Raw genomic sequence first — 14,578 nt, forward strand, 5'->3', positions numbered from 1 at the left:
CAAGGACATCCTCATGAGCGCATCCACCCCACGACGCCGCGTCGTCGACAATGAGGGACACGAGCACGTGTACCCGACCACCTCCGCCATCGAGCAGGTCAACCTGCTCAACCCGGGCGGGGTGAGCAACAAGGGGCTCCAGGCCGGCAAGGTCGGCCTGCTCGGGGCGGTGGTGATCGGCGTCTCCGTCGTCGCCCCCGCCTACACGTTGACCTCGGGCCTCGGGCCGACCATCAGCACCGTCGGCACCCACGTGCCCGCGATCCTGCTGCTCGGCTTCATCCCGATGCTCCTGGTGGCCCTCGGCTACCGGGCGCTGAACACGCGGGTGCCGGACTCCGGCACGTCGTTCACCTGGGCCACGCACGCCTTCGGGCCGTATGTCGGGTGGATGGGCGGCTGGGGGCTCATCGCCGCCTCCGTGATCGTGCTGTCCAACCTGGCGGCCGTCGCCGTCGACTTCACGTTCCTGCTGCTCGCCCAGATCACCGGGAGCCAGGCCATCGCGGACCTGGCCGGCAACCTGTGGGTCAACATCCCCCTGACCCTGGTGTACCTGGCCCTGGCCGGATGGATCTCGCACCGCGGCATGGAGACCACCAAGCACCTGCAGTACATCCTGGTGGCCTTCCAGATCCTGGCCCTCGGTGCGTTCGCGGTCGCCGCCCTGACGCAGTCCTCCCGTGGCGCGGGCTTCGACCCCACCCCGGTGCAGCTGGACTGGTTCAACCCGTTCACCGCGGGCGACTTCAGTGTGGTCGCGGCCGGCGTCTCCCTGTCCATCTTCCTGTTCTGGGGCTGGGACGTGACCCTCACGATGAACGAGGAGACCAAGGACCCCGAGCGCACCCCCGGCCGGGCCGCCGCCGTCACCGTGTTCGTCATCATCGCCGTCTACATCCTGTCCGCCCTGGCCGTGATCTCCTGGGCGGGCATCGGCTCCGAGGGCCTGGGCGCGGGCAACCCGGACAACCAGGAGTCGATCTTCGCGGTCCTCGCCGGCCCGATCCTGGGCCCCTTTGCCGTGATCATGTCCAGCGCGATCCTCGTCAGCTCCCTGGCCTCCCTGCAGTCCACCATGGTCTCCCCGGCCCGCACCCTGCTGGCGATGGGCTTCTACCGGGCTGTGCCCGCGCGCTTCGCCGAGCTGAGCCCCCGGTTCAACAGCCCGGCCTTCGCGACCTGGGTGTGCGCGGGCTTCGCCGGCCTCTTCTACGTCGTCACGCGGCTGCTCTCCGAGAACGCCCTGTGGGACACCATCACCGCTCTGGGCCTGATGATCTGCTTCTACTACGGCATCACCGCCCTGGCCTGCGTCTGGTACTTCCGCCGCGAGTGGTTCACCTCGGTGGGCAACGCCCTCACCACCTTCCTGTTCCCGCTGATCGGCGGCCTCGTGCTGCTGGTGATGTTCTGCGTGACCGCGATGGACTCCACCGACCCCGACTACGGCTCCGGCTCCTCCGTGTTCGGTGTCGGCACCGTGTTCATCCTGGGCATGGGCGTGCTGGCCATCGGCGTGGTACTGATGATGTGGACGCGGCTGCGCCACCCGGCCTACTTCCGTGGCGAGACCCTGCCGCAGACGGACTCGACCCGACCCATCCCGATCATCCGTCCGGACGACGACGGCACTGCCGTGGTCCGGGACCCCAACGAGAGGACCCACTCATGAGCACCCCCACCGGCTATCGCGTGCAGGACCCCAGCACCGACCAGGTCGTGGAGACCTTCCCCGCCCTCGCCGACGGTGAGGTCGACCAGGTGCTGGCCGCCGCCGAGACCGCCCAGCGCGCATGGGCCGCCCGCCCCATCGAGGAACGCGCCACCATCGTGCAGAAGGTCGCGGACCTCTTCGAGGAGCGCAAAGACGAGCTCGCGCAGATCATCGCCACCGAGATGGGCAAGCGCGTGACCGAGGGCGTCGAGGAGGCGGAGTTCAGCTCGGCCATCTTCGGCTACTTCGCGGACAAGGGCCCCACCCTCGCCGCGGACCGCCCCATCGAGACCTACGGGGGCGGCCGCGCCATGATCCGCCACCTGCCCCTGGGTGTGCTGCTGGGCGTCATGCCGTGGAACTTCCCGTACTACCAGATCGCCCGTTTCGCCGCGCCGAACCTCATGCTCGGCAACGCGATCGTGCTCAAGCACGCCGAGATCTGCCCGCGCTCGGCCCTGGCCGTGCAGCAGATCATGGACGACGCCGGCGTGCCGGCCGGCGTGTACACCAACGTGTTCGCCACGCACGACCAGATCGCCGAGTTCATCGCCGACCCGCGCGTGGCCGGCGTCTCCCTGACCGGCTCCGAGCGGGCCGGCTCCGTGATCGGCGCGCTCGCGGGCCAGCACCTCAAGAAGGCCGTCCTCGAGCTCGGCGGGTCGGACCCGTACATCGTGCTCGACGCCGAGGATCCGGCCGAGGCCGCCCGCACCGCGTGGGCGACCCGCATGTACAACATGGGCCAGGCCTGCAACTCCAACAAGCGCATGATCGTCTCGGCGGACATCCATGACGCCTTCGTGGCCGAGCTGGTGTCCCTGGCCGACGCCATGAAGCCCGGGGAGGCCGCCGACGAGGACCCGACGGTGTTCACCCCGCTGTCCTCGCGCGGTGCCGCCGAGGGCCTGGCCGAGCAGGTGGAGCGGGCCCGTCAGCAGGGCGCGACCGTCCACGTCGGCGGGACCGTCACGGACGAGGCGGGCGCCCGCTTCGCCCCGGCCGTGATCACGGGCGTCACCTCCGAGATGGACGCCTACCGCGAGGAGCTCTTCGGCCCCGTCGCCGTCGTCTACAAGGTGGAGTCCGCGGACGAGGCGCTCGCCCTCGCCAACGACTCCCAGTACGGCCTGGGCGGCGCCGTGTTCTCCCAGGACGAGGCCCAGGCCGAGCGGATCGCCCGGCAGCTCGAGGTCGGCATGGCCAACGTCAACACGCCGGCGGGCGAGGGGGCGGAGATCCCGTTCGGCGGCGTCAAGCGCTCCGGTTTCGGCCGCGAGCTCGGCCCGCTCGGCATGGACGAGTTCGTCAACAAGCAGACGTACTTCGTCCAGGACTGACACCCCACGACGACGACGGGCCCGCCTCCGGTGACCGGAGGCGGGCCCGTCCGCGTCCCGCCGGCGTGGCGGGAGCAGTGGGTCAGCGACGCGCCAGACGTTCCAGCAGACGCTCCTCTGCGTCCTCGCCCGGGGTGATCCCGCGCGGGATGCGGAACAGGAAAACGAAGCCGAGCAGCCACCACAGGCCGAAGAAGGCATAGGCCATCGGGGCGATGGAGGCGGGCATCCCCGGAATGTAGAGGCTGAGCAGCCCCGCAGTGAGGATCACACCGGTCACGCCCAGCACTCGCCCGGCGGTCGCGCCGCCCGCGCGGAAGGGGCGGTCCATCTCCGGCTCGCGGCGGCGCAGGAGCAGGAACACGACGCAGACCATCATGTAGGTGAACACGATGGACGGGGATCCGGAGTCGACGAACCAGCCCAGGGCGCCCGCGCCGAAGAACGGCGCCGCGATGGAGAGCACGCCGATGAACAGCACCGCGTTCGACGGGGTCCGGTACTTCGGGTGGATGTGTCCGAACCAGCGGGGCAGCATGCCCGAGACGCCCATCGCGTAGAGCAGGCGAGCCGCGCCCATGAGCAGGGCGATCCAGGAGGTGAGGATGCCGGCCATGCCGCCCACGAGCAGCACGTTGGCCATGGCCGGGCTGTGGAACAGGGCCGCCATGGCGTCAGCCGTCACGAGGTCGGAGTTCACGAGCTGCTCACGGGGCATCGAGGACGCGTTCGTCAGGATCACCATGATGTACCAGAGGGTCGCGGCGGCCACCGAGACGATGATCATCACGCCCATGCGGCGAGGGGGCATGTTGAGCTCCTCGGCCGACTGCGGGATGACGTCGAAGCCCACGAAGAGGAACGGCACGACGACCATCACCGTGAAGAGGCCCCGGGCGTCCGTGAAGAGGGGCTCGAAGTTCGCGACGGAGCCACCCGTTCCGGCCCCGAACACCAGGAGAGCGCCGATGACGAGCAGCGTGGCGACGACGATCGTCTGCACGATGCCGGCCAGTTTGACGCCGATGTAGTTGATCCAGGTGATGACCACGGCGGCCCCGGCGCCGACCAGCGCCCAGACGAGGTAGACGTCCGAGCCGAAGGCGTTCCACAGCGGGATCGACTCGATCTCGGGCCAGATGTACGCGGCGGTGCGGGGGAGGGCGACGGCCTCGAACGCGACGATCGAGATGTAGCCGCCCGTGATGCCCCACGAACCGAGGAAGCTCCACCGCGCGCCCATGCCACGCAGCAGGTAGTGATGCTCGCCGCCGGCCTTCGGGATCGCTGCGACGAGCTCGGCGTACACCAGCGCGACGACGGTCATGATCAGGCCGCCGGAGACGATCGCGATGATCGAGCCCATGGTGCCGGCGTCCTTGAGCCAGCCGCCCACGAGGACGACCCAGCCGAAGCCGATCATGGCGCCGAAGCCCATGGCGTAGGCGTCGAGCGACGAGAGGGTCTTCTTGAGACCCGGCCCTGTCGCGGGCGGGGAGGAGGTCACGTGGCTCATGGAGCCCCCTTTCTCGGGGGGTGGGGAAGTGATGACCGCCATATTCTCCCCGATCGTCGGCCGGGGCCGTCTCCGTCAGTGACGCGCCTGTCACACAGCGGGTTCTAGGCTGGCGCGCCCTTGTCCCTTCATCCGGGGCGTGGCCATCATGGACCGGATCCCCGTCGAGAACTGCAGAATCGAGAATGTCTGATGTACCCCACCCCGATTACCTTCGACGTGGCGCGCGCCGGCCGCGCTCTCGCCCAGGTCAGTGTCCGCACCCTGGCCACCGCGGCCGGCCTCGAGAAGGAGCAGCTGCGCCGCTTCGAGAAGGGGCTGGCCGACCTGCGGGTGGACGAGCGTCTGCGTCTGGAGAAGGCCCTGCGGAAGTACGGCGTCGGGCTGGTCCCGGAGGACGAGTTCGGCGGCACGGGGGTCCGCCGGATCTTCACCGCCGAGAAGTCCCGGCGCCTCGAGGCCCTGGAGAACGAAGGCGGCCCCGCGTACGAGGACGACATCTGAGTCCTCCACCGACAGGCGGACGGCCCCGCATCCCGGGCAGGGATGCGGGGCCGTCGTCGGTCCGCCGATGGCGGGGGCTCAGGCGGACTGCAGCGCCTTCGTGACCTCGCTCAGGCCCTCCTTGAGGAGGTCTTCACCGATGGTCAGCGGCGGCAGGAAGCGGACGACGTTGCCGTAGGTGCCGCAGGTGAGCAGGATGACGCCGGCGGCGCGCACGGCCGCGGCCACGGTGGCGGTCAGCGTCGCGTCCGGCTCGCCGGTGGCGGGGTCCACGAACTCGATCGCCATCATCGCGCCGCGGCCGCGGACCTCGGCGATGCGGTCGTCGGCGTTCTGCGCGAAGTGCTCGCGGATGACCTGCTCGATCCGGCGGGCCTTCTCCAGGAGACCGTCCTCCTCGACGGCCTCGAACACGGCGAGCGCCGCCGCCGTGGCGACGGGGTTGCCGCCGTAGGTGCCCCCGAGGCCGCCCGGGTGCACGGAGTCCATCACCTCGGCGCGGCCGGTGACGCCGGAGAGCGGCATGCCGCCGGCGATGCCCTTGGCGGTCGCCATCAGGTCCGGCTCGATGCCCTCGGTCTCGGAGGCGAACCAGGCGCCGGTGCGGGCGATGCCGGACTGGACCTCGTCCGCGATGAACAGGACGTCGTTGGCCTTGCACCACTCGACCACGGCCGGCAGGAAGCCCTCGGCCGGGACGATGAAGCCGCCCTCGCCCTGGATCGGCTCCATGATCACGGCGGCCAGGTTGTCGGCACCGATCTGCTTCTCCAGCGCGGAGATGGCGCGCTGCGCGGCCTCGGCGCCGGACAGGCCGTCCCGCAGCGGGTAGGAGCCGGGCACGCGGTAGATCTCGGGGGCGAACGGTCCGAAGCTGTGCTTGTAGGGCATGGACTTGGCGGTCAGCGCCATCGTCAGGGTGGTGCGGCCGTGATAGGCGTGGTCGAACGCGGCCACGGCCTGCTTGCCGGTGTAGGCGCGGGCCACCTTGACGGCGTTCTCCACGGCCTCGGCGCCGGAATTGAACAGGGCGGTGCGGGTCTCGCCGGGGATCGGGCTGGTGCGGTCCAGCTGCTCGGCCACGGCCACGTAGCCCTCGTAGGGCGTGATCATGAACGAGGTGTGGGTGAACTGCGCGACCTGCTCCTGGACGGCGGCCACGACGCGCGGGTGGGAGGCGCCCACGGAGGTGACGGCGATGCCGGAGGCCAGATCGATCAGGCGGTTGCCGTCCACGTCCTCGAGGATGCCGCCCGCGGCGCGGGCCGCGTACACCGGCATCGTGGTGGCCACGCCGGCTGGGACGGCGCGCTTCTGGCGCTCGGCGAGCTCACGGGAGCGTGGGCCGGGCAGCTCGGTGGCCAGATGGCGGGTCTGCTCGAGGTCGGGGGTGGCGGTCATGGGGATGCCTCCTGGGGACGGCTCACGGGGAGCGGGGACGACGGGTGGGCACGACGACGACGCGTCGGGCCGCGTCCTCCCATGGTGGGGCGTCGAGGCCATGCCGTCCAGTGATGATCCGGCATGGAGGCTATGCTTATCCGGCATGGAGGAGAAACTGCTCAGGGCCTTCGTCACGGTGGCCGAGGTCGGCACGGTCTCGGGGGCCGCGATCCGCCTGGATCTCGTGCAGTCCGCGCTCAGTCGGCAGCTGCAGCGGCTTCAGCGTGAGCTGCGCCTGCCACTGTTCGCCCGGGTCGGCGGCCGGCTCGAGCTGACGACGGCCGGCGAGGCGTTCCTCCCGGTGGCGCGCGAGGTCCTCGTCGCCCATCGCCGGGCGGAGCAGGCGGCCCGCACGCTCGCCTCCGGTCGGCTCACGGACGTGGCCGTGGCCGCACCGGGCACCACCCTCATCGACGTCGTGCTGCCGTTCGTGGCCACCTTCGGGGAGGAGGACCCGCGCCCGCGCGTCGCGGAGACCCAGCTGGACGACTCGCTGCTCGACGCCGTCGCGCGGCACGACCTCGTGGTGATGCCGACGGTGCCGCCGCCCTCCGTCGCGTCGCTGCCGCTGATGGACCTGCCGGTCTGGGCGTACGTCGCCCCGGGCCACCCCTGGGCGGGCCGGACGCGGGTGTCCCTCGACGACCTCGTGGCCCAGCCGGTCGTCGCACCCGCCCGCACCTTCATGGCGCGGCGCGTCCTCGACGGCGCCGTGGCCGTGGCGGGCCTCACGCCGCCGGCCCTCGTCGAGGCGAACTCCGGGCGGGTGGCCCAGGCCCTGGTCGCGACGGGGGCGGGCGTCGCCGTCGTCACCGAGGACCCGGCCTTCGAGCTGACGCCGGTGCGGGTCATCGCGCAGGGGCGGGCGCTCGCGGTGCGACTGCACGCGGCGTGGCGGGAGGACCACTTCGCCACCGCGACGCTGGAGAAAATCGCCCGTCGGCTGCAGGCCTTCGTCCGGGACCGCTATGCCGAGCCCGGGGACGACGCGCCGCGCTGAGGCCGGAGCGCGTGAGACCATGCCGTCGTCGGACGCGGCCCCGGGCGGGCCGCGTCGATGCACACGAGGGGAGAACCCGGATGAACACCACCGTCCGACGCGCCCTGTGGGTGGTCCTGGTGCTGCTGTGCCTGGGACTCGTGTTCCTCGCGCTGCGCGGGGTGCTGGCGGTCGGCGCCGTGCCGATCAGCGCCGCCCCCACCCTCAGCGCCACGGCGTCCGCGACCCCGTCGCCGTCGCCGTCGCCGTCCTCGGCACGCTTCACGCCCAGCCCCGCAACGACGGCCACCCCGACCCCGACGCCGAGCCCGTCCTCGGCGTCACCCACGCGGGAGGCGGCGGTTCCCGTCGAGACCCAGGAGCTCGCCGGCACACCCACGCCGTCCGAGGAGCCGACCCCCACCGAGGAGCCGGCGCCGTCCGAGGAGCCGGCACCGTCCGAGGAGCCGACCCCCGCCGCGGCCGCCCACCTCTCCGGCCCCGCCGCCCCGTGGGACGAGGTCACGGCGACGCCCGTGCACGTGGACGTCCACCAGGACGGCGAGCAGATCGTCGGAGCGGGGATCGACCTCACGCAGTTGGATGAGGGCGGCGACCTGGACCCGGAGCCACAGACGGTCGGCTGGTACGGCCCGCCGCAGTGGGGCACCACGCCGGGGGAGCGGTCCCGGTACGCGGGGGTCCTGGCCGGGCACGTCGTCTACCACGGCGTGCGGGACGTGTTCTGGAACCTGGGCGACGTGCGCGCGGGTGCCGTCGTCGTGGTGACATACGACGACGGCACGCAGGCCGCCTTCGAGGCGGACGCGGACGCGGTCTCGGTGGAGAAGGAGGCGCTCACCCAGGATCCGTCGCACCGCTGGGCATGGGAGCCCGGGGGCGACGACGCGAAGGTCACGCTGATCACGTGCGACCTCGTGCCGGGCACCGGGATGGCCGGGAACGCCTTCAACAACTGGGTGGTGCAGGCCACCCGCGTCGCCTGAGGCCGCGGCGACCCCGGGGCCGGGAGGCCGGAGGGGTACCCTGGGGAGGCCGGGGCGGCCGACCGCGTCGGACCGCCCTTGACCCCGTGACCGGGTGACGACCGCCGAGAGGACCTGCGCCCATGAGCCGAGCCGACATCGCCCCCGCCCGCGTGCACCCCCGCCGCTGGAGCGTGGCCGTCGGAGGGGCGCTCCTGAGCATCACCCTGGCCACCGGCGGCTGCAGCGTCGCCGAGGAGCCCGGACAGACCGGTGGCACGGAGGCGGGGAACACCTACCTGGAGGGCGTGCTGGCCAGCCCCAGCCAGACGTCCGCCGACCCGCTCGCGGCGGACATCCAGTTCGCGGGTCTGCTGCTGCGCAACCACCGCGACGCGATCCAGCAGTCCGATCAGGTGCTGGGCAAGGACGGCGTGGACCAGGAGATCCGGGCCACCGCCGAACGGATGAAGTCCGAGCACGAGGAGCGGGCGGGCCGGCTCGAGTCGATGCTCGAGGGCTGGGGCGTCCCCTCGGATGACGTGCGCGGTGCGGGTGCCGAGGCGACCCCGTCTGCGCAGCCCGAGTCCACGGAGGACGCGGAGCCGGCGGAGATCGTGGGCGACGAGCTGCGCGCCGGACTCCTGTCCGACCGGGAGAAGAACGTGCTGGCCGCCGCCGAGCCGGAGGAGGCAGGACGGATCTACCTGCTCCAGATGCGCCGCCTCTATCAGGGCGCGCTGACGATCTCCGCCACGGAGGCGGAGGACGGCTCGGACGACGCGGCGAAGGAGCTGGCCTCCAGCGTGGTCGAGGGCCACCGCAAGGAGCTGGAGAGTTTGGCCGCGACGCTCGCGGAGATGGGCGTGATCGGGTCGAGCGGGGCGCGCACGGCGGAACCGTCCGGGTTCACCGGCCCCATCAAGATCGAGGGCACCGGCGCCGACGGCGGCTCCGTCCCCTCGGACTTCGTCCCGGAGCCGCTGCAGCGGGTGCGCAACTTCCGCGCCACCCAGAAGCCGGTGCTGCCGTCGTCGAGCTCGCCCAGTTCCTCCAGCGCGTCGGGCTCCGCCAGCGCCTCCGGCCGGGACGCCGAGGACCAGCGGGGGCGGGACGCCGCGTCGGCGAGCCCGTCGCCCAGCCCGGCCGACACGGCGCAGGCCACCCCGCGCCCCTCCTCCGGGGCGAGCCCCTCGCCCAGCGCGTCCCGCTGACGCGCGGCGCCGGCCGGCCCGATCCGCATCGCGCGTCGCCGTGACCGAGTCGATAGCGCTTCGTCACCGGACAGTGACCCGCCTCACGTCCGCGCGGCGTAGATTCGTGCCGAAGCGGCGAGTGCGGCATCCGGTCGACCTCGGGCGTCCGAGCCGGAGAACCCTTCGGCCCGTCGCAGCACCGCACCCCTGGAGGAGCACGATGCGCACCGCCCGACCGACCCGCCTTGCCGCCGCCCTGGGCGCCGGCGTCCTTCTCACCGGCCTGGGGGCGACCCCTGCCCTCGCCTCACCCGCCCACCCCGCTGGATGGACCGCCGAGCACGGCCTGCCCGGCGGATCCTTCCTCGTGGCCGGCGCGGAGGGTGAGACCGGTGCCTCCTTCGGCACCGAGTTCGAGGTGGACGAGTCCGACGTCCGCCTGACGGTGGCTCCGGTGCTGGAGGGGGAGGCCCGCGGCGCCGAGACCGAGGTCCCGTTCACGTACGACGACGAGTTGGAGCGCGGTGACTTCGACGTCGCCGCGGCCCGGCGGAGCCTGGGCGAGTCGGGGACCGGTCCCGTCGTCTACACCCTCTACGTCCTGGGCGGCGAGGTGGCCGCCCTCACCTACGGTCCGGACGCCGACCTCACCGACGCTGACCCGGGCGAGCCGCTGCGCGCCGACCAGCGTCATGAGCTCGGCTTCCACATGCTCCCCACCGCCTGGGACACCACCCTGCTCGCGGCGCCGGGGGAGCGACACGTGTTCATCTCCTCGTACACGGGCGATGAGGCGGCGCCGCTGACGCTCGTCGCGGGCCCGGCCGAGGGTCGGGTCGTCGAGGTGACGGAGGAGGAGACCGGCGGGCCGCGCGGCTACGTGTACCAGGCGCCCGAGGGCTTCACCGGATCCGACACCGTCACCCTGCGGGCCACGAGGGACGGCGTGACGACGACGCGGACGGTGACCGTGCGGTTCGGCGATCCCCGCGTGGACCTCTACGACTGGGAGAACGGGCGGATCCCGGGGTTCGTGACCTTCCCCGTGGCCGGCCCGTTCGACGACGCTCCGGGCCAGCCGGCCGATCCCGACACTCCCACCTCGCCGGCGGAGCCCGAGACCCCTGCGGATCCGGCCGACGGCGAGCACACGGTGCCGGACACGGTCGAGACCGGGCGTGGTCCGGCGGCGTGGCCCGTCGCCGTCGCGGTGCTGGCCGCGGGCGTCCTGGCCGTGGTGCGCCGGCACCGCGTCGCGGCCTGACCGCGCCGGTCAGCGGGGCGCGAGCAGCGCGCTCTTCTCCGGGTGCTCGTCGAACCACTGGGCGACGTACCAGCACATCGGCACGATGCGGCGGCCCCCTGCGGGGCCGCCGTTCGTCGCGATGTCCTCGACGGCGCCCGCGGTCAGCGCGGCGGCGTGGCCCCGGCCGCGGTGCACCGGGATGGTGAACGCGCGGTTCAGGGAGACGGCCGCGCCGTTGTCCCGGAAGTCGAGGACGGCGAGCAGTGTGCCGCCGTCGTGGAGCTCGTAGCGGGACTCGGCGTCATTGCGGGTGACGGTGGGGGAGGTGCTCATGCCGGGGCAACCCCCGGTGGTCACGGGGTATTCCGACGCCGGCCGGCGGCGGGCTCCTACATGTAGTGGTCCGCGGGGGCCGGACACGCCGCTCGCGGACGTGGCGAACCCGACTTTCCGGCTGTGGGAACCCGGCCCCGAGATCTCCACCGGCTGTGGACAGTCGACCTCGGTCCCGGCGTGTCCCGCATGTCCGCGCGGATCGTCTCGCACAGCAGGGTGTGGACAGGATGGGCAGAGGGTGGGGATACGTAACTACAGCGGTGTGACTACTACATGTAGGGATGGTTCCCGGCTGTGATCACTAGATGTAGTATCGACGCAGATGTTCGGCACGCCCCGTGATTCACCTCGCGGGCGCCGCGCCGACACCCGCAGACCACCAGAGACCACGAAGGAACAGGGATCGCCATGACCGTCACCGTGTACACCAAGCCGGCCTGCGTGCAGTGCAACGCCACCTACCGTGCACTGGACAAGAAGGGCATCGCCTACGAGGTCGTGGACATGTCCCAGGACCCCGCCGCCCTCGAGCGCGTCCGTGCCCTCGGCTTCATGCAGGCCCCCGTCGTCGTCACCGAGACCGACTCCTGGTCCGGCTTCCGCCCGGACAAGATCGCCGAGCTCGCCGAGTCCGCCGCGGCATCGGTGGCCTGACCGGAGTCGACATGACCGTCGCCGCGGACCCGAGCCACATCCGCTCGGCCGAGGCGCAGGGGCTCGTCCCCACCGACGCGGGACTGATCTACTTCTCCTCCGCCTCCAACTACACGCACCGCTTCGTCGAGAAGCTCGAGCTGCCCGAGGACCGGGTGGCTCGACTGCCGTTGATCACCCGGGAGCCCACCCTCGGGGCCACCGCCCCGTACGTCCTGATGACCCCCACCTACGGCGGGGGCAGCGGGCCGGGCGCGGTCCCGAAGCAGGTGATCAAGTTCCTCAACGTCCCGGAGAACCGTCACTGGATTCGGGGTGTGATCGCGTCCGGGAACACCAACTTCCATGAGGGCTACTGCCTGGCCGGCTACATCATCTCCCGCAAGTGCCAGGTGCCCCTCATGTACAAATTCGAGCTGATGGGCACGCCCGACGACGTCGAACGCGTCCGCGGCGGCCTGGAAGGACTGTGGACATGACCACCACCGCACCCACCGAGGCGGACCTCATCCGCCAGGCGAAGAACATGCCCGCCGAGTGGCAGAACCTCGGCTACCACGAGCTCAACGCCATGCTGAACCTCTACGGCGCCGACGGTCGCATCCAGTTCGAGGCCGACCACGCGGCCGCGCGCCAGTACTTCCTGCAGCACGTCAACACCAACACGGTGTTCTTCCACGACCTGGAGGAGAAGCTCGACTACCTGCAGAAGAACGACTACTACGAGACCGAGACGTTCGAGCAGTACCCCTTCGAGTTCATCCGGGGCCTGTTCGATCGTGCCTACAAGGCCAAGTTCCGCTTCCCGACCTTCCTCGGCGCGTTCAAGTTCTACACCTCGTACGCCCTGAAGACCTTCGACGGCAAGCGCTACCTCGAGCGCTACGAGGACCGCGTCGCCGTCGTCGCCCTCCACCTGGCCCGGGGCGACCAGGAGCTGGCCACCCACCTGGTGGACGAGATGATCGCCGGCCGCTTCCAGCCGGCCACCCCCACGTTCCTCAACTCGGGCAAGAAGCAGCGCGGTGAGCTCGTCTCCTGCTTCCTGCTGCGCATCGAGGACAACATGGAGTCGATCGCCCGCGGCATCAACTCCGCCCTGCAGCTGTCCAAGCGCGGCGGCGGCGTGGCCCTCTCGCTGACCAACATCCGCGAGCACGGCGCGCCCATCAAGCAGATCGAGAACCAGTCCTCCGGCGTCATCCCCGTGATGAAGCTCCTCGAGGACTCCTTCTCCTACGCCAACCAGCTCGGCGCGCGCCAGGGCGCCGGCGCGGTGTACCTCAACGCGCACCACCCGGACATCCACCGCTTCCTCGACACCAAGCGCGAGAACGCGGACGAGAAGATCCGCATCAAGACCCTCTCCCTCGGCGTCGTGATCCCGGACATCACGTTCCAGCTGGCGAAGAAGAACGAGGACATGTACCTGTTCTCGCCGTACGACGTCGAGCGCGTCTACGGGGTGCCGTTCTCCGAGATCTCCGTGACCGAGAAGTACTACGAGATGGTCGACGACGCGCGGATCAAGAAGACCAAGATCAGCGCGCGTGAGTTCTTCCAGACCATCGCCGAGATCCAGTTCGAGTCCGGCTACCCGTACGTCGTGTTCGAGGACACCGTGAACGCCGCGAACCCGATCAAGGGCCGCATCACCATGTCCAACCTGTGCTCCGAGATCCTGCAGGTCTCCGAGGCCTCCGAGTACAACGAGGACCTGAGCTACGCCCACGTGGGCCAGGACATCTCCTGCAACCTCGGCTCGATGAACATCGCCAAGACCATGGACTCGCCGGACTTCGGCCGGTCCGTGGAGACCGCGATCCGTGCGCTGACGGCCGTGTCGGTCATGTCCGACATCCAGTCGGTGCCGTCCATCGCCAAGGGCAACGCGGCCTCCCACGCCATCGGCCTGGGGCAGATGAACCTCCACGGCTACCTGGCGCGCGAGCGCGTCCACTACGGCTCGGAGGAGGGCATCGACTTCACGAACATGTACTTCTACGCGGTGCTGTTCCACGCGCTGCGGGCCTCGAACCGGATCGCCATCGAGACCGGCCAGCGGTTCGGCGGGTTCGAGGACTCGAAGTACGCCTCGGGGGAGTTCTTCGACAAGTACACGGACCAGGAGTGGGCGCCCGCCACCGAGCGCGTCGCCGAGCTGTTCGCCGAGGCCGGCATCGCCCTGCCCACGCAGGACGACTGGCGTGAGCTGAAGGCCTCCGTCATGGAGCACGGCATCTTCAACCGCAACCTGCAGGCCGTCCCGCCGACGGGCTCGATCTCCTACATCAACAACTCGACCTCCTCGATCCACCCGGTGGCCTCGAAGATCGAGATCCGCAAGGAGGGCAAGCTCGGCCGCGTGTACTACCCGGCGCCGTACCTCACCAACGAGAACCTCGAGTACTACGAGGACGCGTACGAGATCGGCTACGAGAAGATCATCGACACGTACGCCGCGGCGACGCAGCACGTGGACCAGGGCCTGTCCCTGACGCTGTTCTTCAAGGACACGGCCACCACCCGTGACCTGAACCGCGCGCAGATCTACGCGTGGACGAAGGGCATCAAGACGATCTACTACATCCGCCTGCGCCAGCTCGCGCTGGAGGGCACCGAGGTCGAGGGCTGCGTCAGCTGCATGCTCTGACAGCCAGC

General features: G+C 70.9%; 13 protein-coding genes. 10 read left to right on the plus strand and 3 right to left on the minus strand.

What is annotated here, in order from left to right:
- Positions 1-13 precede the first annotated feature (13 nt).
- Both CITRIK5_RS03760 and CITRIK5_RS03765 read left to right on the plus strand, forming a co-directional pair.
- Entirely contained in the window at positions 14-1,675 is a 1,662-nt protein-coding gene (locus CITRIK5_RS03760) for an APC family permease (protein WP_036316957.1), read from the plus strand.
- Positions 1,672-3,057, plus strand: a complete 1,386-nt coding sequence (locus CITRIK5_RS03765) for an NAD-dependent succinate-semialdehyde dehydrogenase (protein WP_036340938.1) — start codon at positions 1,672-1,674, stop codon at positions 3,055-3,057. Before CITRIK5_RS03760 ends, CITRIK5_RS03765 begins: the two co-directional genes overlap by 4 nt.
- Before the next feature lie 82 nt (positions 3,058-3,139).
- Here the strand turns inward: CITRIK5_RS03765 and CITRIK5_RS03770 are convergent, their stop codons facing one another.
- Positions 3,140-4,573 (minus strand): APC family permease, encoded by a 1,434-nt coding sequence (locus CITRIK5_RS03770; RefSeq protein WP_073115388.1) that lies wholly within the window; start codon positions 4,571-4,573, stop codon positions 3,140-3,142.
- A gap of 192 nt (positions 4,574-4,765) precedes the next feature.
- On the opposite strand from CITRIK5_RS03770, the gene CITRIK5_RS03775 reads away from it, so the two are divergent.
- Complete coding sequence (locus CITRIK5_RS03775) at positions 4,766-5,077, plus strand: hypothetical protein (RefSeq protein WP_100057717.1); 312 nt, start codon at positions 4,766-4,768, stop codon at positions 5,075-5,077.
- Positions 5,078-5,155: 78 nt separating this feature from the next.
- On the opposite strand, the gene gabT is transcribed toward CITRIK5_RS03775, so the two are convergent.
- The gene (gabT, locus tag CITRIK5_RS03780; protein WP_036316964.1) at positions 5,156-6,478 is read right to left on the minus strand and encodes a 4-aminobutyrate--2-oxoglutarate transaminase; all 1,323 of its coding nucleotides are present in this window, start codon (positions 6,476-6,478) and stop codon (positions 5,156-5,158) included.
- Between the two features lie 145 nt (positions 6,479-6,623).
- Between gabT and CITRIK5_RS03785 the strand changes: the two genes are divergently transcribed.
- From CITRIK5_RS03785 to CITRIK5_RS03800, 4 genes are all read left to right on the plus strand, one after another.
- Positions 6,624-7,520, plus strand: coding sequence for a LysR family transcriptional regulator (locus CITRIK5_RS03785; RefSeq protein WP_123244151.1), 897 nt, complete (start codon positions 6,624-6,626; stop codon positions 7,518-7,520).
- Positions 7,521-7,600: 80 nt separating this feature from the next.
- Positions 7,601-8,506 carry a class F sortase gene (locus CITRIK5_RS03790; RefSeq protein WP_063189606.1) on the plus strand — a complete coding sequence of 302 codons (906 nt, stop codon included), beginning with the start codon at positions 7,601-7,603 and terminating at the stop codon, positions 8,504-8,506.
- 122 nt (positions 8,507-8,628) lie between these two features.
- The gene (locus CITRIK5_RS03795) at positions 8,629-9,699 is read left to right on the plus strand and encodes a DUF305 domain-containing protein (protein ID WP_123244150.1); all 1,071 of its coding nucleotides are present in this window, start codon (positions 8,629-8,631) and stop codon (positions 9,697-9,699) included.
- 202 nt (positions 9,700-9,901) lie between these two features.
- Positions 9,902-10,945 carry a hypothetical protein gene (locus tag CITRIK5_RS03800; RefSeq protein WP_036338930.1) on the plus strand — a complete coding sequence of 348 codons (1,044 nt, stop codon included), beginning with the start codon at positions 9,902-9,904 and terminating at the stop codon, positions 10,943-10,945.
- 9 nt (positions 10,946-10,954) lie between these two features.
- Here CITRIK5_RS03800 and CITRIK5_RS03805 read toward each other — a convergent pair whose 3' ends face one another.
- Positions 10,955-11,260, minus strand: a complete 306-nt coding sequence (locus tag CITRIK5_RS03805) for a GNAT family N-acetyltransferase (protein WP_036338933.1) — start codon at positions 11,258-11,260, stop codon at positions 10,955-10,957.
- 411 nt (positions 11,261-11,671) lie between these two features.
- Here CITRIK5_RS03805 and nrdH point away from each other — a divergent pair, with 411 nt between their 5' ends.
- From nrdH to nrdE, 3 genes are read left to right on the plus strand one after another with little or no spacing between them, the layout of a single operon-like run.
- Positions 11,672-11,917, plus strand: coding sequence for a glutaredoxin-like protein NrdH (gene nrdH, locus CITRIK5_RS03810; RefSeq protein WP_036313172.1), 246 nt, complete (start codon positions 11,672-11,674; stop codon positions 11,915-11,917).
- Positions 11,918-11,928: 11 nt separating this feature from the next.
- On the plus strand, positions 11,929-12,396 hold the full coding sequence (gene nrdI / locus CITRIK5_RS03815; protein WP_004167610.1) for a class Ib ribonucleoside-diphosphate reductase assembly flavoprotein NrdI: 468 nt from the start codon (positions 11,929-11,931) through the stop codon (positions 12,394-12,396).
- A 47-nt stretch (positions 12,397-12,443) separates the two neighbouring features.
- Positions 12,444-14,570 carry a class 1b ribonucleoside-diphosphate reductase subunit alpha gene (nrdE, locus tag CITRIK5_RS03820; protein ID WP_182488475.1) on the plus strand — a complete coding sequence of 709 codons (2,127 nt, stop codon included), beginning with the start codon at positions 12,444-12,446 and terminating at the stop codon, positions 14,568-14,570.
- Positions 14,571-14,578 lie beyond the last annotated feature (8 nt).

This window comes from Micrococcus sp. 116, assembly GCF_902506395.1.
In the GTDB taxonomy this organism is placed as follows: domain Bacteria; phylum Actinomycetota; class Actinomycetes; order Actinomycetales; family Micrococcaceae; genus Micrococcus; species Micrococcus luteus.